The sequence below is a fragment of the Burkholderia sp. A2 genome, from assembly GCF_001729305.1.
In the GTDB taxonomy this organism is placed as follows: domain Bacteria; phylum Pseudomonadota; class Gammaproteobacteria; order Burkholderiales; family Burkholderiaceae; genus Burkholderia; species Burkholderia sola.
Genome location: NZ_LZXX01000149.1, coordinates 243,518 through 260,941, shown reverse-complemented (window position 1 = coordinate 260,941; position 17,424 = coordinate 243,518). Strand labels below are relative to the sequence as shown.

Below are 17,424 nucleotides of genomic sequence, written 5' to 3'. Positions count from 1 at the left end.
CGATGCTTACTTCGTCGGCAGGTTGCGCACGTCGGCCGTCGGCTCGGTGCCGAATGCGTCGCTCAGCACATAGCCGATCAACTGTCGGGCGGTCGCCTCGGGCGTGGCGAGCGCGCCGCTCGACTTCAACTGGTCGAATTTCTCGCGCATCGGGAAATGCTTTTCGTCGGTCGCGCGGATCGTGGCCTGCATGCCCGTATCGACGACGCCCGGTGCGACGCTGCAGATGCGCAGCGCGTCGTTCGCGTCGAGCGCGACGGCGCGCGCATGGTGATCGAGCGCGGCCTTGGTCGCGCAGTAGATGCTCCAGCCCGCATACGCGTTGCGCGCCGCGCCGCTCGACAGGTGCGCGATCCGGCATTCGGTCGCGGCCGATGCGGCTTGCACGAGCGCGGCCGACAGCATCAGCGGCGCGGCGACGTTCAGGCCGACCGCGCGGGCGACGATCGTCGGGTCCTGCGCGGCGAGCGGGCCGATCGGATCGACGATGCCTGCGTTGTTGAACAGCAGCACGAGCGACGCGCCGTCCACGAAGCGGCGCAGCGTGTCGCCGGCCAGCCAGGCGGCGACGGCCGTGGAATCCGACAGGTCGAGTTCGACTTCGGCGAAGCGCTCGCCGGCCTGCGACGCGAGCGACGGATGGCGGCTGCGCGACACGCCGAGCACGGCGATGCCTTCCTGCAGCAGTTGTTCGGCGAGCGCAGCGCCGACGCCGCGGGTGTGTCCGGTGACGATGGCGCGCACGTGTGCGGGAGAAGATGCAGTCATGGTGGTGAACTGGTGACGGAGTGAGCGGGTTTGACGAGCGGCGCGCACGCACGGCGGCAGCGCATTCGGGGCGGGTGATGCGTGGTATCGACGTGCGAAGACGGTCGCGCGCGGCGCCGCTGATGTCGGGATGAACGCCTATCGTAGCGCCGGCATGTGCATCGCGCAAACGCCGGGGCGTGCGTGAAGGCGGAATCCGCGGCGCCGCGGCCCATGCATCGTCACGTTGCACCGCGTGCGATCGGGTGCGCCGCTACGTCGGACGAAAGCCCGCTGCGGCACGTGCGCGCGCTGGTGCGGTGAGCGGCGCCGGGCCGGGCGTCGCGAGCTATCATATGGCTCGCCCGTGCGCGATGCCGCGCGGGCCGCGATCGTTTCCCTTCACCTGCTGCACGCCGCGACGCTACTCATGAACACCACGCCGGATACGCCCACGCCCCGCGCCCTGCGCGAACTCACGCCCCTCGAGGCCCGCATTCTCGGCGTGCTCGTCGAGAAACAGCACACGGTGCCGGATACCTACCCGCTGTCGCTGAACGCGCTGACCGCGGGCTGCAACCAGAAAACCGCGCGCGCGCCGGTGATGAACGTCAGCGAGGACGAAGTCACGACCGCACTCGACGGGCTGAAGCATCTGAGCCTCGTGATGGAAGGCAGCAGCAGCCGCGTGCCGCGTTTCGAGCACAACATGAACCGCGTGCTCGGCATCCCGAGCCAGGCGATCGCGCTGCTGACGATCCTGTTGCTGCGCGGCCCGCAGACGGCCGCCGAGCTGCGCCTGAACAGCGCGCGCCTGCACGGCTTCGCGGATATCTCGTCGGTCGAGGCGTTCCTCGACGAACTCGCGGCGCGCGCGCAGCCGCTCGTCGTCCGGCTGCCGCGTGCCCCGGGTGCGCGCGAGAACCGCTGGATGCACCTGATGTGCGGCGAAGTGAACATGGCGGACTTCGCGAGCGTGGAGGCCGGCGGTGGCGCGGATTCGGTGCCGCCTTCCGAATTCGAGGCACTGAAGGCCGAGCAGAAGCGCCTCGCAGACGAAGTGGCGCGCCTGAATGCGCTGGTCCAGCGGATGGCGAGCGAACTCGGTATCGACGTCGACGCGCCGGGCGACGCGGGCTGACCGACACGCAAAGCACCTGAAACGGAGTGACACCGGCGCACACGCGCTCACGCGCGCGCCGGGTGACGAACGCGCTCCGCCACCCTCCCCGAAGCCGCATTACCAGCGGCACCCCGCCTTCGCGGACGCATCGACGTCCTGCGCCCACGCGAAATCCGTTTGCTTGCCGGTGCGTGCGTTGCGGTACGTCATCGAATAGACGATCGCGCCCTGGCTCGTCATCTCGTACTCGCCGTTGATCTTGCCGTCGACCATTTCCCACCACGTGGTCGTGAACTGGTACGGCCGGCCCTCCGCCAGTTCTTCGTGATCCTCGTGCTTGAACAGCAGCGGGATCGCCGTCTTCGACTTCGCATACCGGACGATACCGCCTCGCCACTTGGCCGCGTCGTCGTAGTACGTGCGTAATTCGAAGCGCACGGGTTTGTCGCCGCTCGTCTGAAAACACAGCACTTCCGTACTGACTTCCGCCGACGCGGGCAATGCGATGCACAGCAGCAGCAACGCAGCGAATGTTTTTTCATGTGCGTCCGTCCGTAATGGAAAAAGCGTTTCAACCGACACTGATTCGCGTGGCGCCCGCATCGACGAGCCGGAACAGCAGATCCTCGACGGCCGCGCCCGGCGCCGAGCCGAGATCCGCGTTGACGCGCCATCCGTGCTCCGTGTTCGCCGGTTCCGACAGATAGTGAACGATGCCGTGCAGGCCGTCTTCGGCCGGCATGCTTTCGTCGTCGGCGTCGAACCACGCGAAGAACCAGGTCTTGAACACATCGGCGGCCGCGGCTTCGTCGAGACCGTCGGCTTCGATTGTCGCCCAGTCCCACACGAACGGATGGATCGATACGGCTGCCGTTTCGAGCTCGAACGCGAACGGCTCGAAATCCAGTTGCGTGGTCGAATCGACCATCGCCGGCTGGCCGGCCGATTCGCCTTCGCCGTGAATGGTGTCGGCCCGGCATGGCAGCGCGAGCGGGCCTTCGGTGGCGAGCGTGCCGTCGGCTTTCCGGTAGGCCGGTTCGACGACGGCCGCCGGTTGCGCGGCCGCTTGCGCGAGCAGGTCGGCGTAGGGTTGGCGGATGGCGCTGAGCAGGTCGGATACGGTCATCGTGGCGTGTCGGGCAAGGGGTGAGCGATCGATCGCAGGCAAGCGGTGCATCGTGCCGCCTGCGCCGAACGGGGGGCCGCATCGGCAGCGGACAGCCACGATCGTACGGCACCGCGGTGACACCCGACCACTCGGCCGAATGGCCGGCGGGCCTCGATCGCCGTCACTTCACGACCGTCGTGCCGATTCCGGTCGACTTCCCCGCAACCCGCCATCGTTGCGCGCGGGTGCCATAATCGAGCCTGCCCATCATTCCAGACAGACGTCCCCCGGAGAATCACCATGCAGAACCTCGACAATCCTTCCCACGATCGCGAGGTAGGCAGCGCCGACGCGACGCAGGACACCACGCGCATCGACGACGTCCGCATCGGCGCGGTGCGTCCGCTGATTTCGCCCGCGCTGCTGCTCGACGAGCTGCCGGTGCCGGCCGCGACGCAGACGCTCGTCGAGGATACGCGCCGCACGATCGGCGATATCCTGCACGGCCGCGACGACCGGCTGCTGCTCGTCGTCGGCCCGTGTTCGATCCACGATCACGACCAGGCGCTCGATTACGCGCGCCGCCTGAAGGCCGCCGCCGACGCGCTGAAGGACGACCTGCTGATCACGATGCGCGTGTACTTCGAGAAGCCGCGCACGACGGTCGGCTGGAAGGGGTACATCAACGATCCGCGCCTCGACGGCAGCTTCCGCATCAACGAAGGGCTGCGTGCCGCGCGGCAACTGCTGCTCGACATCAACGCGCTGGGCCTGCCGGCATCGACCGAATTCCTCGACCTGCTGAGCCCGCAGTACATCGCCGACCTGATCGCGTGGGGCGCGATCGGCGCGCGGACGACTGAAAGCCAGAGCCATCGCCAGCTCGCGTCGGGCCTGAGCTGCCCGATCGGCTTCAAGAACGGCACCGACGGCGGCGTGCAGGTCGCGTCGGACGCGATCGTCGCCGCGGCCGCGAGCCATGCGTTCATGGGGATGACGAAGATGGGGATGGCCGCGATCTTCGAGACGCGCGGCAACGACGATGCGCACGTGATCCTGCGCGGCGGCAAGAACGGGCCGAACTACGATGCCGGGCACGTCGAAGCGAGCTGCGCGGTGCTGCGCAAGGCCGGCTTGCGCGAGCAGGTGATGGTCGACTGCTCGCATGCGAACTCGAACAAGTCGCATGAGCGGCAAATCGAGGTCGCGCAGGATCTCGCGCGGCAGTTGGGGCAGGGCGAGCACCGGATCGTCGGCGTGATGGTGGAGAGCCATCTCGAAGCCGGCAGGCAGGACCTGAAGCCGGGCGTGCCGCTGCAGTACGGCGTGTCGATCACCGATGCGTGTTTGAGCTGGACGCAGACGGAGCCGGTGCTCGACGTGCTGGCGGAAGCGGTGCGGCATCGCCGGGTGTATTCGCGGAATGCGTGATGCCGCGCGGCGGCGCGGCGCCCGCCGCGTGGTTCGATGTGTTCGATACGCCGCGAAGATCGGGCGTTCGTCCGTGAGATTGCCCTGATCGACCGGCCACGGCGCCAGCCGCGGCGCCATTTTCCGCGCCGCGCCCCATCTGTTTGCACGATCCTTGATCCTGATCCGGCTCACCCCGCCTGCCGCGTTGCACGCTCAACGCACGATCCGGCGAATCCCGCTACCATGAAGACGTGTTGCTCGCTGCAGTCCGGCCACGCACACACGCAGTGGCGGCGCGGCCGGCCGCCATGCGACCGACGAAGCGCGGGGCGGCCATCCGTGGGGCGGCCATCCGCGGGGCGCTCACCGATCAGCCATTGCGCCTGCCTCGCTTCGCCCCCGGAATCAACAACAACCGAACCGGAGTGCAATACACATGAAGTTCTACAAGACCCTCCTCGCAGCAACCATCCTCGCTTCGAGCGTCAGCGCGCATGCGCAGATCGCGGGCGCGCAGCCGATCAGCGTGACCGTCGAGCAATCGCAGGCGCTGCTCGAAGGCTGGAGCGTGAAGAAGAGCGTGCTCGGCAAGACCGTGTACAACGACGAGAACCAGAAAGTCGGCAAGGTGCGCGACCTGATCGTCGCGCCGGACGGCTCGGTGTCCGCCGCGATCGTGTCGGCAGGCGGCTTCCTCGGCGTGGCCGCGCATGACGTCGCGGTGCCGATCGCGTCGCTCGACGTGCGCAACGGCAACATCTACCTGCCGGGTGCGACCAAGGAAGCGCTGAAGGCCACGCCGGCGTTCCAGTACGCGAAGGTGCCGTCGGCGCCGAAGCCGAAGAAGGTCGACGAAAAGCACTGATCCGCTATCTCACGCGCCCCCGTCGCCCGTCGCGACGGGGGCGCGTGTCCTCGCGACGGTCAGGTTGCGTCGAGTCCGCCGTCGACCGTGATCACCTGCCCCGTCATCCATGCCGCCTGCGGCGACGCGAGCGACACGATCCAGTTTGCGACATCCGCGGGCTCGCCGCGCCGGCCAAGCGGAATGCGCGCGCGTTCCTGCGCCTTGATCGCTTCGATGTCGCTTTCCGACAGCCTCATCCGTTCCGACAGGAAGTCCGTTTCCGTCGGGCCCGCCGCAACGGCGTTCACGCGTACGCCCGCCGATGCGAGCTCGAGCGCCCAGCAGCGCGTCAGATGCTCGAGCGCGGCCTTGCTCGCCGCATAGTGCGACAACAGCGCCGCGGCCTTGTGTCCGAACGTGCTCGACACGTTGACGATGCTGCCGCGCGTCGCTTTCAGATGCGGCAGCGCGGCGGTCGCGAGCATCGACGGTCCGAGCGTATTGACGGAGAAGATCGCGCTGATCGCATCGAAGGTCGCCGACTCGAGCGGCAGGATTGCCCCGGCGCCCGCATTGTTGACCAGCACGTCGAGCCGCCCCGCCAGTGCGACCGTTGCGTCGATCGTGCGCGTGGCGTCGGCCGGATTGCCGGCATCCGCGACCACGTAATCGATGCGCGGCGCGCGGCGCGCGGCGGCGGAAAGCGCATCTTCGCGGCGGCCCGTGATGACGACGCGCGCGCCTTCGCGTGCGAACGCGACGGCCGCCGCCAGCCCGATGCCGGCACCGCCGCCGGTAATAAGGACCACCTTGTTGTCGAATGACTGCATGACTTCCTCGTAAAGATGATGGGTGGAACGTTCGTGCCGTCTAGCGTTCGGGCACGTCGTCCGCCGGCGCGAGCGCCACGACATGGCTGATCCCTTCGTGCGCCATCTTCGTATACGGGCTGAAGCGCTCCGTATTGCGGACGAGCTCTTCCGCCACCGCGCGTTCGACGCCCGGCAGCCGCACGTGAATGTTCGCGTTCAGCATGAACAGCCCGTCCACCGGATCGCGGCAGAAGTCGATCGATGCGGATACCGATGCGCCGGCGATCGACACGCCCGCCCGTGCGGCCAGCAGGCTCAGCGCGCCGTGAAAGCACGCCGCATAGCTCGCGGCGAACAGTTGCTCCGGGTTCGGGCCGTCGCCGGGGCCGCCGAGCGCGGACGGCAGGCGCAGCTCGACATCGAGGCGCCCGTCGTCGGAACGCGCGACGCCCGATGCGCGGCCGTGCTCCGCCGCGCCGCCCGTGACGGTCACCGTCGTCGAGTACAGCGTCTGCGGTTCCCGCCCGCGATACCGGTCGAGCAGCGATAGCGGCGGCGGGCGCAGCGGCGTCATGGCGAGCGTGATCCGGCGGTGGCGGTCAGCGCGCGAGCGCGTTCTGCCGGAACCATGCGTCGAAGGTCGTCGCGCCGAGGCGCGCACCGGGCGCCGGCACGAGCGTGTCGTCCTGCAGCACCGCGCCGAAGTAGTCGGCGCCCGCATCCCGGGTCACCGTGCGTGCGTCGTGCGTGGCCGACAGGAAACGCTCGACCAGGTCGGCGATCCGCACCCGCTCGGGGCCGCCGATTTCGACGATGCCGTTGCGCGGCGCGTCGAGCGCGAAGTCGGTCACGGCGGCCGCGACGTCGTCCGAAGCGATCGGCTGGAAGTGCGCGGTGGTCAAGCGGACCGTGTCGCCTTGCGCGCCAGCCTGTGCGATCGCGCCGACGAATTCGAAGAACTGCGTCGAGCGCACGATCGTGTACGGCACGCCGGCTTCGCGGATCAGGTTCTCCTGGATGATCTTGCCGCGGAAATACGCGCTCTGCTGCAGCCGGTCGGTGCCGACCACCGACAACGCGACGTGATGGCGCACGCCGGCCGCGCGCTCCGCGGCGAACAGGTTGTGCCCCGACGCCTCGAAGAACGCCTTCACGGCCGCTTCCTCGAACGACGGCGAATTCGCGAGATCGACGACGACCTCCGCGCCGGCGAGCGCGGCGTCCAGTCCCGCGCCCGTGATCGTATCGACGCCCGTCGACGGCGCGGCCGCCACCGCGTCGTGGCCGCGCGCGATCAGGTTCCTGACGACCTTGCTGCCGATGAGGCCGGTACCGCCAATCACGACGATTTTCACGATTGCTCTCCTTGAATGGGCGCGCGACAGGCGCGCCGCTTGAATCTGCCGAAACCGGCGCCCATCGCGTTCGTGCGATCGAGCCGGCAGGTTGCCGAACGGCGTAGCGCCGTATTCGCGTGCCTGTCGAACAGCCCGCATCGTAGGCATGCGCCGCGCGATCCGGTAGAGGCCGGCAAGCCCTCACGATGTTGCCGGAAATGCATCAATCGATCGTCTCCAGCGGCGCCAGCGTCGTCATCGTCGTCAGGCACTGCAGGTCGCGCGCCCGCGTCTGTTCGATCATGTAGTCGATGAACACGCGGATGCGCGTGGGCAGATGCTTGCGGCTCAGGTAGCAGAGATAGTGGCCGCCGTCGTCCGGTGCGTGCTGGCCGAGACAGCTCAGCAGTTGGCCGTCGGCGAGCAGGTCGCACACCTGGTACGCGGGTAACTGCGCGATGCCGAGCCCGTCGAGCGCCGCGCGCACGACGAGGTCGATGTCGTTGAACGTGTGATGCGCGGCGAGCTGGCGCCGCTGCGTCACTCCGTCGATCCTGAATTCCCATTCCGTCACGCGGCCCGACGCGGTGCACAGGTTGATGCAGCGATGCCGCGCCAGTTCGTCGACGTGGCGCGGCAAGCCGTGCCGGTGCGCGTACGACGGCGACGCGCACACGATCATCTGCATCGGAATCAGCCGGCGCGCGACGATCGCGCTGTCTTCCATGCGGCCGTCGCGAAACGCGACGTCGATGCGGTCGGCGGAGAAATCGGCCGGGCGGTCGTTCAACAGCAGGTCGAGCGTGATGTCCGGATACCGCGCATGGAAATCGCGCAGCAGCGGCGCGATGACCTTGCGGCCGAAGCCCGGCGTCGAGCCGACGCGCAGGTGTCCGCTCGGCGGCCCGCTGCGCAGTTCGCGCATGTCCTCGAGCGCCTGCGCCAGATGCTCGATGCCGGGCCGGCAGTTTTCGTAGAACAGCTCGCCTTCGCGCGTCAGCGACATGCTGCGGGTGGTGCGCTGGAACAGACGTGCGTCGAGCCGGTCCTCGAGGCGTTGCACATGGCGGCTGACCGACGAGCGGCCGACGCCGAGGCGATCGGCGGCGCGCGCGAAGCTGCCTTCCGTGACGACGGCGAGGAACGTGACCACGCCGGCATAGCAGGTCGAGAAACTGCGCGCGAACGGATCGTCGGCATCGGGGCGGCGGATGGAGGTGTCAGGCATGGAGGCGCTGGAATCGTGGTGTCCGTATGCGACTAGACGTTTCAGCGTTGCCGCCTGTGACACCGCCCGCCGCATTTTTTCAGAAAGGGCGCGGCGGCGTGCGACCCGGTTATTTTTCCGGCACGAGCACGGGCGCGCCCTGGTCCTTCAATAGCAGCACGATGAACTTCGCGGGCCGGGTCCGGCTCGCGTTGCGTCCGACCGTGTGCAGGTCGTTCGGGCCCTCGTAGAAGGTCTGGCCCGGCTTCAGCGTGACGGGCTCCCCGCCCTTCACCTGCATCACGATCGATCCTTCGACGACATAGACGAAGGCCTCGGCGTGGTGGCGGTGGACGGGGTCGACCGCGCCGGGCGGATACTCGACCGAGATCATCTGCGCTTCCTTGCCCGGGTATGCGTCGAGCGGCTTCGTCATCAGCGGCGTGACGATGGCCGACGGCGCCGCGCGAACGGCGCCGGTCGCGGCGCCCGCGATGACGAGCGCGGACGCGATCACGTGTTTCATGCGAATCATGGTGGTGGCTTCCGGTGGGCCGCCGGCCGACGGCCGGCAGCGAGAGAGGGGGCCGACAGTCGGTCGCGCCTGCAGGTCAGGCGAGATTCGCCTTGTCGAGGCCGTATGCCTTGTCGGCTGAGCCCGGTACGGTCCGGAACGCGACATTCGCGCGGTTCCAGCCGTTGATGGCCATCACTTCGAACGTCAGGTCCGACAATTCCTTTTCGGAGAACTGCCCGCGCACGCGATCGTAGAGGTCGTCCGGCACGCCGTGCTCGGGCAGGGTCGTCAGCACTTCGGTCCACGCGAGCGCGGCCCGCTCGCGCGGCGAGAACAGCGTCGATTCGCGCCACGTCGCCAGATGGTGGAGTCGCAACTCGCGCTCGCCGTGAAGGCGCGCTTCCTTCACGTGCATGTCGAGACAGAACGCGCAGCCATTGATTTGCGACGCCCGGGCGGACACGAGATCGCGGATCGATTCCTCGATCGCGCTGCTGCGCAGCAGGTTGCTGAGTTCGAGGAATTGCCTGAACAGCTCGGGCGATTGATGCATGTAGTTGAGACGCTGCGTCATGATTTCTCCTGGCGACGAAGAGGCTGGCCCGCGATAAGCGGGTGTCGTGGGCGGCGGGGCGCCGCGCGAAATCATCTTAGGAGTGTGCGCCGGTACGCGGTAGCCACGCACAGGGACGCATCGTGTTGCGCGCGCTGCACCAATCCGCGCGCGACGGCGGGCGCGGCCGGCGCGCGCTCCACGCGTCAGCCGGCGGCGCAGGCGGCAGCGATCCGCGCGAGCTTGTCGGGGTTGCGCTGCACGAGAATCCGGCCGATGCGCGTGCCGTCGGTCTCGAACGACATCGCCGCTTCGAGTTGGCCATCGATGAAACGCAGCATCGCCCACTGGCCGTTCAGCACGACCGGCCGCATCTCGACACCGCTGCCGCAGCGCAACCACGTCGCATAGAACAGTTGAGCGATCCGCCGGCCGCCGACCATCGGTTTCGGGAAGCTCTGGACGTGGCCGCCGCCGTCGCCGATCAGCATCGCGTCTTCGGCGAGCAGCGCCTGGATCGACGGGAAGTCGCCGTGCGCGAGCGCATGCGTGAACGTCTGCAGCAGCCGGCGATGCGTGTCGTGCGGCACCGCATGCCGCGGCTGCGTATCGTCGCGCAGCCGCGCCCGGGCCCGGCTGACCAGCTGTCGGCACGCGGCTTCGGTCTTGCCGATCGCGTCGGCGATCCGGTCGTAGTCGAATTCGAAGATTTCATGCAGCAGGAACGCCGCGCGCGCTTCCGGCGTCAGCCGTTCGAGCAACAGCAGGTACGCGACCGATACGTCGTTCGCGCGCTCCGTCATTTCCTCGGGCGTCGCCGGCGATTCGCCGAGTTCCGGTTCCGGCAGCCAGATACCCGTGTAGTGCTCGCGCCGGAGCTTCGCCGCGCGCAGGCGATCGATCGACGTCCGCGTCGTGACCGCGACGAGCCACGCCTCGGCGTTCTCGATACTGTCGCGCGCCGCGTCGTGCCAGCGCAGCCACACGTCCTGCACGATGTCCTCGGCATCCGCGACGGAGCCGAGCATCCGGTATGCGATCTTCTGCAGGCGCGGGCGCAGCGCATGGAAGGTTTGTGCGTCGTCGGTCATCACAGCCACACCCCGCTGAACCCGAACGCTACCGGCCCACTCAGGAACACGCTGCCGGCGCCGTCCCATCGAACGGTGACGTCGCCGCCGTCGCATGTCACCCGCACGGTGTCGTCGAGCAGCCCGCGCCGGATGCCGTTGACCGCCGCGCCGCACGAACACGAGCCGGAGCCGAGCGGCACGCCGCCGCCGCGTTCCCAGATGCGCAGACGAATGTGCGCGCGATCGATGACCTGAACGGCATGCACGTTGGTTTTCTGCGGAAACAGCGGATGTGTTTCGATCGCCGGGCCGAGCGCTTCGATATCGACCGCGGCGACATCGTCGACGAAGAACGTGCAGTGCGGATTGCCCATGCTGCATGCGGCCGGCGTGCCGGGCAGCGGCAGGGCGAGCGTGTCGACGGCCTGCGAGAGCGGCACGTCCTGCCAGCCGAGCCGCGGCGCGCCCATTTCGACCTGGATCAGCCCGTCCGCATCCGGAGAACAATGCAGGCGCCCGCGATTCGTGCGCAGCACGACCGACGCCGCGCCGGTTTCCCGCATCAGCTTCCACGCGACGCCGCGCGTCGCGCTGCCGCAGGTATCGAGCGCCGAGCCGTCGCGGTTCCAGAACGCGACGCACGCGGCCGCGTCGTCGCCGTCCGAGATCACCGCGAGCTGGTTGAAGCCGATGCCGCGATGCCGGTCGCCCATGCGCCGCACGAGGTTGCGATCGATGTGCTGCGCGGGATCGCGTTCCTGACCGCGCAGGTCGACGATGGCGAAGTCATCGCCATTCGCGTTCATCTTCTGAAATCCGATCGGCATGGCGGTTCCGGAATGGAGGCAGGCAAATACTGTACGTGGCTCGCCGATCGCGGGCAATCGTGGCCTGACTGTTGGGCTGCATAAATTTGTTCCTCTATAACATCCCCGCCAATTGGTCCTCTGGGAGATCTCAAGAACAGTCGCCTCAGGCAAAAATTTGCATAGAATCGTATCTGGCGCGAGCGATTTTGGTGATTTTGTAACTAGGCCGGTATTGCCTATTTCGATGTACTAGCCCTCTCTGGGGCGACCCCGACGAGAATCAAGTCCATCGCTCCGATGGAGAAGAGGGCGAGATGGCAATTGATGATTCCGAAGAGCGGCCCAATTTTCCGAGCGAATAGTGCGCGGGCGGGCGATTGATACGTCCCATTGGGTGACACCGGACGCAACGCATTCAGACGTTGATGCGATTGTGTTCTCGAGCGATGTATTCGCAGACGATACCTCCTGGAATGCTCAGGGGCTTCCATCCAGGTTCCGCAAGCCGTTGCGATACCGGCTTTGGCGACTACGATTTCGCGAGCCAACTTCATCCTGGCCTGACAACCGTGGGGGTTCCCACTGGGAAGATCGGGGCAGCATCTGCCCGGCTGCTGATTGATCGACTGAACAAGGTCAGTAAAGCAGAGGAAGTATGTGACCTTGGATTCGAGCTGATCGTCCGCGAGAGCACGTGATTCGCAGTCACGGAGTGGTTTGAAAGGTGCGGAATATCTCGGCGGGGGACGCAGACTGTCTTCCAACTGGAGTCCGGAATCAATACGAGCACGGGCGGGCAACAGTACACCGGCGCGTTGTTTGGACGGCTGCCGTATGTCGGCCTGACTGTCTACGGTGCCTTACCCGTCGGGCGTCAATATACGGCCTATTACACGCTCCCCGCTCCGTACAGCCCTACCGAATGGCTGTGCGGGTATTTTGGTGCGCATCGCGGCGATATCGACTCTTTCGACATAGGGTAGGTATCGCGCGGACAATGCGGTTGTGTACATGTCGCACGAATGTGCACGGCATTGCGAATGCAAACCATGTCAAATCAATACTTTCCGTCACTCTCCTCAAACTTTTTGCGGAAATACCGTTCACAATACACAGGAATTTCAGTCGCGTTCCGAGAGTAACTTAGACGACTCTTGGTGGAGGTCAAACGCTGCCTTCGGAGGGCAGATGGCTCATCGCATACTGGTCGTCGACTTATTCTGATCGCATTCAGACAAAACAAGTGCAAGGTTGGCACTTATTGGCGCGGGGACAGAAAGTACCCCGACGCATTCAAGCGCCCAAATCACTCGACGAATTTTAATTACTTAGCTTTCGCTTGCTTTTCGCGAGCAGTACCTTTCACAGCATCTTTTCCCACTTGGTTCTCCGGAAATGATGCAGTTGCAACCTTTGCTGCGTCTCGCATCCAGCCCGGCCATTCAGCAACATTCTTTTTAGAGGCTTCAAACTGGGCCAGAAATCGGACCGTTTGTTTATCTTCCATAGCGCTCTCCTTTACTTCGCGGGCATAATAGTTTCCTTGATTATTATATCCTCAAGGGCAAGATAAGTCAAAACATATCTTTTGACTCGTGGCGTTTTTGCATAGTTACTTAGATTAAGTGTGCTCCCCATTTTGTCCTTTCGATCCGACGCCATTTTGAACCACGCCATATAACGCCGAGGAGCGACTCCCACGAAGGCGCGAAAGTTAGACTTAGTTGATGACGGCTCCGACGGTTCAACAGCAATCGAATCATCATATAAATCTTTGGTGCGACTTTTTTCGTAAGGCTCAATGAACACAACTTCTGACAATCCGCTCGAAACAATATGGCGCGCACATATATGACACGGAAAAGTTGTGCAAAACAATCTATTCCCGGACAAAGATATCCCATTTTTGGCTGCCTGCGTAATTGCAGCCATTTCGGCATGAACGGCGCGGCCAAACTCGATAACATCAAATAATTTGGATCCTCGCAAAAATGCCTTGCCAACAAATAAGCTTTCATTCGCAAGCAACGAGTTATTTTTCTTCTTGGCCTCATCAGACAACCAACCCGCTTCGCGGAGATGTGCAAATGCGTCTTCAACTATCTCGCGCTTAATTGCGACGTTAGTATCGTGCCCAATCTCTACATCTCGTTTTCGATTCGAATCTTCGCCCCAGTAAAGTCCTCCACCATGCTTGGGTACTTCATTGCAGCCAGTAGATAGCAGATCGCCGTCCTCTGAAATAATAGCAGCCCCAACTTGGCGGGACAGATCTAATGAACGCAGGGCAGAGGCTTGTGCAAAGAACATACCCTGCTCATCGCGTGTGGGTGAGATATAGGGATCACCAAAAATCAAGTATATTAGTCGCCTGACATTTTCCTCAACAACCATTTTTGAATCAGTCGTCAGAAAATAATCAGCCAACGGGAAGGTCTCACTTACGCCTTGGCCATACTTTTTGCTACCCTCTTCCGCGTAATCTCGATTAATCAGCTCCGCGGCCAATTCATCAGCAGTTCTGCTTGTGCCAGCAATTTGCGAAAATTTCCTACGCATATGCTTCAACCGAGCATCTCGCGGAGAATAAACTGAGATCAGCGTAAACGCCTTTCCATATATTGTTCTATACAATTCGACCTCCTCGGGTCTTTTAAGAGATCGAACAATATATGCGGCCCGTGGAATCGGTTTTAATGGATTGTTGTTTCGAACTTCTCGCAATGCCCGAATTTCCGCAACCCCTAATCTCGCAACAATATCGGCCTGCCCTGTATTTTCTCGTAGCTTCGTCCCCATTTTCATGAGTGACTTGATCCGATCATATTCATTGGCTGGCTCGAACGCATTCGGCTTAGCGATCCTTGGTATCAGCTTGCTCAGGTTCACCACAAACGGTTCATATCCTACATTTGTAAGCTGAGCACGGAGAGCATCACAAACCATTGTTAAGTCTACGCCAGTAGGGCCGACCAGTCCGAAGACCAGTTCGATGCCCTCAGCTGGGAGCGTTGACGCCGGCAGCGTCAAATCACTATCTACCGCGCCCAGATCTTTCGACTTACGCCCCGCTGATTTTGATTTCTTGTTCATGACATAATTTCGGAAGAGGTTTTAATTTTTTCTGTTACACTTTATACCATGATAACCGTTGTTATATAGGTACATACCTCTATCTTGGCTGAATCAATATTCGGCTACTCCGCCTTCCGCCCAGAAAACTCAACTTCGCGACACCTCAGGCAAGGGCGATTACAAGTCTCTTCCCGCACGCCGCCGGACATTTGCGCAACATGGCGCCCGCTGGCGTGCACACTTCACATAATCTACGTAATTCTACGTAGATCGTCATACGTAGTTATCCGCTTGTAAGCATCCCCCGTCGCGCGGAATACTACGGCCCATCGCCGCGGTCTCTGCGAGGCCGCGGCACGACGCATCGACGTCACGCGGGTTCGGCCCCTCGCCGCATCCACTCAAAAACACATTGGAGACCAGGAGACGCCATGAATCGGGCTTCCAGTACCCTGCTATGGATCGCGGTCGCGCTGCTCGGCGCGTTCGCATTCGGCACGATCGCACTCGCGCACGGCGAACGCGTCAGTGCCCTCTGGATCGTGATCGCCGCAGTCTGCGTGTATCTGATCGCGTATCGCTTCTACAGTCGTTTCATCGCCAGCAAGGTCATGCAGCTCGACGGGCTGCGGATGACGCCGGCGGTCAAGTACAACGACGGCCTCGACTACGTGCCGACCAACAAGTACGTGCTGTTCGGCCATCACTTCGCCGCGATCGCCGGCGCCGGGCCGCTGGTCGGCCCCGTGCTCGCCGCGCAGATGGGCTACACGCCCGGCATGCTGTGGATCCTGGCCGGTGTCGTGTTCGCCGGCGCGGTGCAGGATTTCATCGTGCTGTTCATCTCGACGCGCCGCGACGGCCGTTCGCTCGGCGACCTCGTCAAGATGGAGCTCGGCACGGTGCCCGGCGTGATCGCGCTGTTCGGCGCGTTCCTGATCATGGTGATCATCCTCGCGGTGCTCGCGCTGATCGTCGTGAAGGCGCTGACCAATTCTCCGTGGGGCACGTTCACCGTCGCCGCGACGATTCCGATCGCGCTGTTCATGGGCGTCTATACGCGCTACATCCGGCCGGGCCGCATCGGCGAAGTGTCGATCATCGGCTTCATCGGGCTGATGGCGGCGATCGCGTTCGGTCAGAACGTGGCCGCCTCGCCGGCGATCGCCGCGTGGTTCACGTTCAGCGGCACGCAGCTCACGTGGATCCTGATCGGCTACGGCTTCGTCGCATCGGTGCTGCCGGTGTGGCTGCTGCTCGCGCCGCGCGACTACCTGTCGACGTTCCTGAAGATCGGCACGATCCTCGGCCTCGCGATCGGCATCCTGGTCGTCGCACCGGAGCTGAAGATGCCCGCGCTGACGAAGTTCGTCGATGGCACGGGCCCGGTGTGGGCGGGCAACCTGTTCCCGTTCCTGTTCATCACGATCGCGTGCGGCGCCGTATCGGGTTTCCACGCGCTGATCTCGTCGGGCACGACGCCGAAGCTGATCGACAACGAAACCAACGCGCGCTTCATCGGTTACGGCGCGATGCTGATGGAATCGTTCGTCGCGATCATGGCGCTGGTCGCCGCGTGCGTGATCGAGCCGGGCATCTACTTCGCGATGAACGCGCCGGCCGCCGTGCTCGGCTCGACGCCGGAAGCGGTCGCGAATACCGTCACGCAATGGGGCTTCGTGCTGACGCCCGACATGCTCACGCAGACGGCCAAGGCCGTCGGCGAAACCACGATCATCGCGCGGGCGGGCGGCGCGCCGACGCTGGCCGTCGGCATGGCGCACATCCTGCACCAGGTGATCGGCGGCGAAGCGATGATGGCGTTCTGGTATCACTTCGCGATCCTGTTCGAGGCGCTGTTCATCCTGACGGCCGTCGACGCGGGCACGCGTGCGGGCCGCTTCATGCTGCAGGATCTGCTCGGCACGTTCCACCCGGCGCTCAAGCGCACCGAATCGCTGCCCGCGAACCTCGTCGCCACCGCGCTGTGCGTGGCCGCGTGGGGCTACTTCCTGTACCAGGGCGTGGTCGATCCGCTCGGCGGCATCAACACGCTGTGGCCGCTGTTCGGCATCTCGAACCAGATGCTCGCCGCGATCGCGCTGGTGCTCGGCACCGTCGTGCTGTTCAAGATGAAGCGCGAGCGCTATGCGTGGGTGACGATCGTGCCGACCGCGTGGCTGCTGATCTGCACGCTGACGGCCGGCTGGCAAAAGATTTTCGACGCGAACCCGAAGGTCAGCTTCCTCGCGCACGCCGCGAAGCTGCAGGCTGCGGTGGATGAAGGCAAGGTGCTCGCGCCGGCGAAGTCGATCGCGCAGATGAAACGCATCATCTTCAACGACTACATCGATGCGGCGCTGGCCGGGCTGTTCATCTTCGTCGTCGTGGCGATCGCGGTATACGGCCTGCTCGCCGTGCTACGCGCGCGCCGCGAGTCGAAGCCGACCGTGCGCGAGACGCCGTACGAAGCGATGCCGGCCGCGCAGGCGCTCGGCAGCGGACGTTAAGGGGAGGCCGCGATGTTCAGCGATCTTGGCGGCGACCTGCGCAGCGCGGGTCGTTACCTTGGGCAGGCGTTGCGGCTGATGGTCGGCCTGCCCGACTACGATACCTACGTCGCGCACATGCGCGACACCCATCCGGACCGTGAGCCGATGACGTACGAGGAATTCTTCCGCGAACGTCAGAATGCGCGGTACGGGTCGGGGGCGGGGAAGTGTTGCTGAACCGGGCTGTTGCAATGACCTGACGAATCGGTTCGGGATCGAAACGGAAGCGCCGCGATGGCTGTCGCGGCGCT

Annotated in this window: 19 protein-coding genes and 1 pseudogene; 7 read left to right on the top strand and 13 right to left on the bottom strand. The window is 64.5% G+C overall.

Going from position 1 to position 17,424, the window contains the following annotated elements; all coding sequences use genetic code 11:
* Positions 1-6 precede the first annotated feature (6 nt).
* Entirely contained in the window at positions 7-768 is a 762-nt protein-coding gene (locus tag A9Z05_RS32795; protein WP_069621687.1) for an SDR family oxidoreductase, read from the bottom strand.
* 409 nt (positions 769-1,177) lie between these two features.
* Between A9Z05_RS32795 and A9Z05_RS32790 the strand changes: the two genes are divergently transcribed.
* Positions 1,178-1,888 carry a YceH family protein gene (locus A9Z05_RS32790; protein ID WP_069621751.1) on the top strand — a complete coding sequence of 237 codons (711 nt, stop codon included), beginning with the start codon at positions 1,178-1,180 and terminating at the stop codon, positions 1,886-1,888.
* Between the two features lie 99 nt (positions 1,889-1,987).
* Here A9Z05_RS32790 and A9Z05_RS32785 read toward each other — a convergent pair whose 3' ends face one another.
* Entirely contained in the window at positions 1,988-2,392 is a 405-nt protein-coding gene (locus A9Z05_RS32785; RefSeq protein ID WP_069621686.1) for a hypothetical protein, read from the bottom strand.
* A 49-nt stretch (positions 2,393-2,441) separates the two neighbouring features.
* Complete coding sequence (locus A9Z05_RS32780; protein ID WP_069621685.1) at positions 2,442-2,996, bottom strand: hypothetical protein; 555 nt, start codon at positions 2,994-2,996, stop codon at positions 2,442-2,444.
* Between the two features lie 282 nt (positions 2,997-3,278).
* Here A9Z05_RS32780 and A9Z05_RS32775 point away from each other — a divergent pair, with 282 nt between their 5' ends.
* Together A9Z05_RS32775 and A9Z05_RS32770 are read left to right on the top strand one after the other, a co-directional pair.
* Positions 3,279-4,409, top strand: coding sequence for a 3-deoxy-7-phosphoheptulonate synthase (locus A9Z05_RS32775; protein WP_069621684.1), 1,131 nt, complete (start codon positions 3,279-3,281; stop codon positions 4,407-4,409).
* A gap of 418 nt (positions 4,410-4,827) precedes the next feature.
* Positions 4,828-5,256 (top strand): PRC-barrel domain-containing protein, encoded by a 429-nt coding sequence (locus tag A9Z05_RS32770; RefSeq protein ID WP_069621683.1) that lies wholly within the window; start codon positions 4,828-4,830, stop codon positions 5,254-5,256.
* Positions 5,257-5,315: 59 nt separating this feature from the next.
* Here the strand turns inward: A9Z05_RS32770 and A9Z05_RS32765 are convergent, their stop codons facing one another.
* The 8 genes from A9Z05_RS32765 to dapF form a co-directional block, all read right to left on the bottom strand.
* Positions 5,316-6,068, bottom strand: a complete 753-nt coding sequence (locus tag A9Z05_RS32765; RefSeq protein WP_069621682.1) for an SDR family NAD(P)-dependent oxidoreductase — start codon at positions 6,066-6,068, stop codon at positions 5,316-5,318.
* Positions 6,069-6,108: 40 nt separating this feature from the next.
* Entirely contained in the window at positions 6,109-6,624 is a 516-nt protein-coding gene (locus A9Z05_RS32760) for an Ohr family peroxiredoxin (protein ID WP_069621681.1), read from the bottom strand.
* 25 nt (positions 6,625-6,649) lie between these two features.
* Positions 6,650-7,405 carry an SDR family oxidoreductase gene (locus A9Z05_RS32755; RefSeq protein ID WP_069621680.1) on the bottom strand — a complete coding sequence of 252 codons (756 nt, stop codon included), beginning with the start codon at positions 7,403-7,405 and terminating at the stop codon, positions 6,650-6,652.
* Positions 7,406-7,610: 205 nt separating this feature from the next.
* Positions 7,611-8,615, bottom strand: coding sequence for a LysR family transcriptional regulator (locus A9Z05_RS32750; RefSeq protein ID WP_069621679.1), 1,005 nt, complete (start codon positions 8,613-8,615; stop codon positions 7,611-7,613).
* A gap of 109 nt (positions 8,616-8,724) precedes the next feature.
* Positions 8,725-9,129 carry a cupin domain-containing protein gene (locus tag A9Z05_RS32745; RefSeq protein ID WP_069621678.1) on the bottom strand — a complete coding sequence of 135 codons (405 nt, stop codon included), beginning with the start codon at positions 9,127-9,129 and terminating at the stop codon, positions 8,725-8,727.
* Positions 9,130-9,205: 76 nt separating this feature from the next.
* Positions 9,206-9,685, bottom strand: coding sequence for a carboxymuconolactone decarboxylase family protein (locus tag A9Z05_RS32740; RefSeq protein ID WP_069621677.1), 480 nt, complete (start codon positions 9,683-9,685; stop codon positions 9,206-9,208).
* Positions 9,686-9,870: 185 nt separating this feature from the next.
* Positions 9,871-10,755, bottom strand: coding sequence for an RNA polymerase sigma-70 factor (locus A9Z05_RS32735; RefSeq protein WP_069621676.1), 885 nt, complete (start codon positions 10,753-10,755; stop codon positions 9,871-9,873).
* Positions 10,755-11,564 carry a diaminopimelate epimerase gene (dapF, locus tag A9Z05_RS32730; RefSeq protein WP_069621675.1) on the bottom strand — a complete coding sequence of 270 codons (810 nt, stop codon included), beginning with the start codon at positions 11,562-11,564 and terminating at the stop codon, positions 10,755-10,757. The genes A9Z05_RS32735 and dapF overlap by 1 nt, the downstream gene beginning before the upstream one ends.
* Before the next feature lie 407 nt (positions 11,565-11,971).
* Here dapF and A9Z05_RS38495 point away from each other — a divergent pair, with 407 nt between their 5' ends.
* Positions 11,972-12,244 carry a substrate-binding domain-containing protein gene (locus A9Z05_RS38495; RefSeq protein WP_084044537.1) on the top strand — a complete coding sequence of 91 codons (273 nt, stop codon included), beginning with the start codon at positions 11,972-11,974 and terminating at the stop codon, positions 12,242-12,244.
* A 7-nt stretch (positions 12,245-12,251) separates the two neighbouring features.
* A pseudogene (locus A9Z05_RS38200) lies at positions 12,252-12,563 on the top strand (porin); the annotation flags it as partial.
* Between the two features lie 307 nt (positions 12,564-12,870).
* Here A9Z05_RS38200 and A9Z05_RS36690 read toward each other — a convergent pair.
* Both A9Z05_RS36690 and A9Z05_RS35670 read right to left on the bottom strand, forming a co-directional pair.
* The gene (locus A9Z05_RS36690) at positions 12,871-13,053 is read right to left on the bottom strand and encodes a hypothetical protein (protein ID WP_141723529.1); all 183 of its coding nucleotides are present in this window, start codon (positions 13,051-13,053) and stop codon (positions 12,871-12,873) included.
* Between the two features lie 11 nt (positions 13,054-13,064).
* Positions 13,065-14,639, bottom strand: a complete 1,575-nt coding sequence (locus tag A9Z05_RS35670; protein ID WP_084044536.1) for an anti-phage dCTP deaminase — start codon at positions 14,637-14,639, stop codon at positions 13,065-13,067.
* 413 nt (positions 14,640-15,052) lie between these two features.
* Here A9Z05_RS35670 and A9Z05_RS32725 point away from each other — a divergent pair, with 413 nt between their 5' ends.
* Both A9Z05_RS32725 and A9Z05_RS32720 read left to right on the top strand, forming a co-directional pair.
* Entirely contained in the window at positions 15,053-17,131 is a 2,079-nt protein-coding gene (locus tag A9Z05_RS32725) for a carbon starvation CstA family protein (protein ID WP_050013389.1), read from the top strand.
* A 12-nt stretch (positions 17,132-17,143) separates the two neighbouring features.
* On the top strand, positions 17,144-17,350 hold the full coding sequence (locus A9Z05_RS32720; RefSeq protein WP_050013388.1) for a YbdD/YjiX family protein: 207 nt from the start codon (positions 17,144-17,146) through the stop codon (positions 17,348-17,350).
* Positions 17,351-17,424: the final 74 nt, after the last annotated feature.

Bases quoted from the DNA above. Each gene is read 5' to 3' on its own strand.
- A9Z05_RS32795 (WP_069621687.1), bottom strand. From the start codon at position 768: ATGACTGCATCTTCTCCCGCACACGTGCGCGCCATCGTCACCGGACAC.
- A9Z05_RS32790 (WP_069621751.1), top strand. From the start codon at position 1,178: ATGAACACCACGCCGGATACGCCCACGCCCCGCGCCCTGCGCGAACTC.
- A9Z05_RS32780 (WP_069621685.1), bottom strand. From the start codon at position 2,996: ATGACCGTATCCGACCTGCTCAGCGCCATCCGCCAACCCTACGCCGAC.
- A9Z05_RS32775 (WP_069621684.1), top strand. From the start codon at position 3,279: ATGCAGAACCTCGACAATCCTTCCCACGATCGCGAGGTAGGCAGCGCC.
- A9Z05_RS32770 (WP_069621683.1), top strand. From the start codon at position 4,828: ATGAAGTTCTACAAGACCCTCCTCGCAGCAACCATCCTCGCTTCGAGC.
- A9Z05_RS32765 (WP_069621682.1), bottom strand. From the start codon at position 6,068: ATGCAGTCATTCGACAACAAGGTGGTCCTTATTACCGGCGGCGGTGCC.
- A9Z05_RS32760 (WP_069621681.1), bottom strand. From the start codon at position 6,624: ATGACGCCGCTGCGCCCGCCGCCGCTATCGCTGCTCGACCGGTATCGC.
- A9Z05_RS32750 (WP_069621679.1), bottom strand. From the start codon at position 8,615: ATGCCTGACACCTCCATCCGCCGCCCCGATGCCGACGATCCGTTCGCG.
- A9Z05_RS32745 (WP_069621678.1), bottom strand. From the start codon at position 9,129: ATGATTCGCATGAAACACGTGATCGCGTCCGCGCTCGTCATCGCGGGC.
- A9Z05_RS32740 (WP_069621677.1), bottom strand. From the start codon at position 9,685: ATGACGCAGCGTCTCAACTACATGCATCAATCGCCCGAGCTGTTCAGG.
- A9Z05_RS32735 (WP_069621676.1), bottom strand. From the start codon at position 10,755: ATGACCGACGACGCACAAACCTTCCATGCGCTGCGCCCGCGCCTGCAG.
- dapF (WP_069621675.1), bottom strand. From the start codon at position 11,564: ATGCCGATCGGATTTCAGAAGATGAACGCGAATGGCGATGACTTCGCC.
- A9Z05_RS38495 (WP_084044537.1), top strand. From the start codon at position 11,972: ATGCGATTGTGTTCTCGAGCGATGTATTCGCAGACGATACCTCCTGGA.
- A9Z05_RS36690 (WP_141723529.1), bottom strand. From the start codon at position 13,053: ATGGAAGATAAACAAACGGTCCGATTTCTGGCCCAGTTTGAAGCCTCT.
- A9Z05_RS35670 (WP_084044536.1), bottom strand. From the start codon at position 14,639: ATGAACAAGAAATCAAAATCAGCGGGGCGTAAGTCGAAAGATCTGGGC.
- A9Z05_RS32725 (WP_050013389.1), top strand. From the start codon at position 15,053: ATGAATCGGGCTTCCAGTACCCTGCTATGGATCGCGGTCGCGCTGCTC.
- A9Z05_RS32720 (WP_050013388.1), top strand. From the start codon at position 17,144: ATGTTCAGCGATCTTGGCGGCGACCTGCGCAGCGCGGGTCGTTACCTT.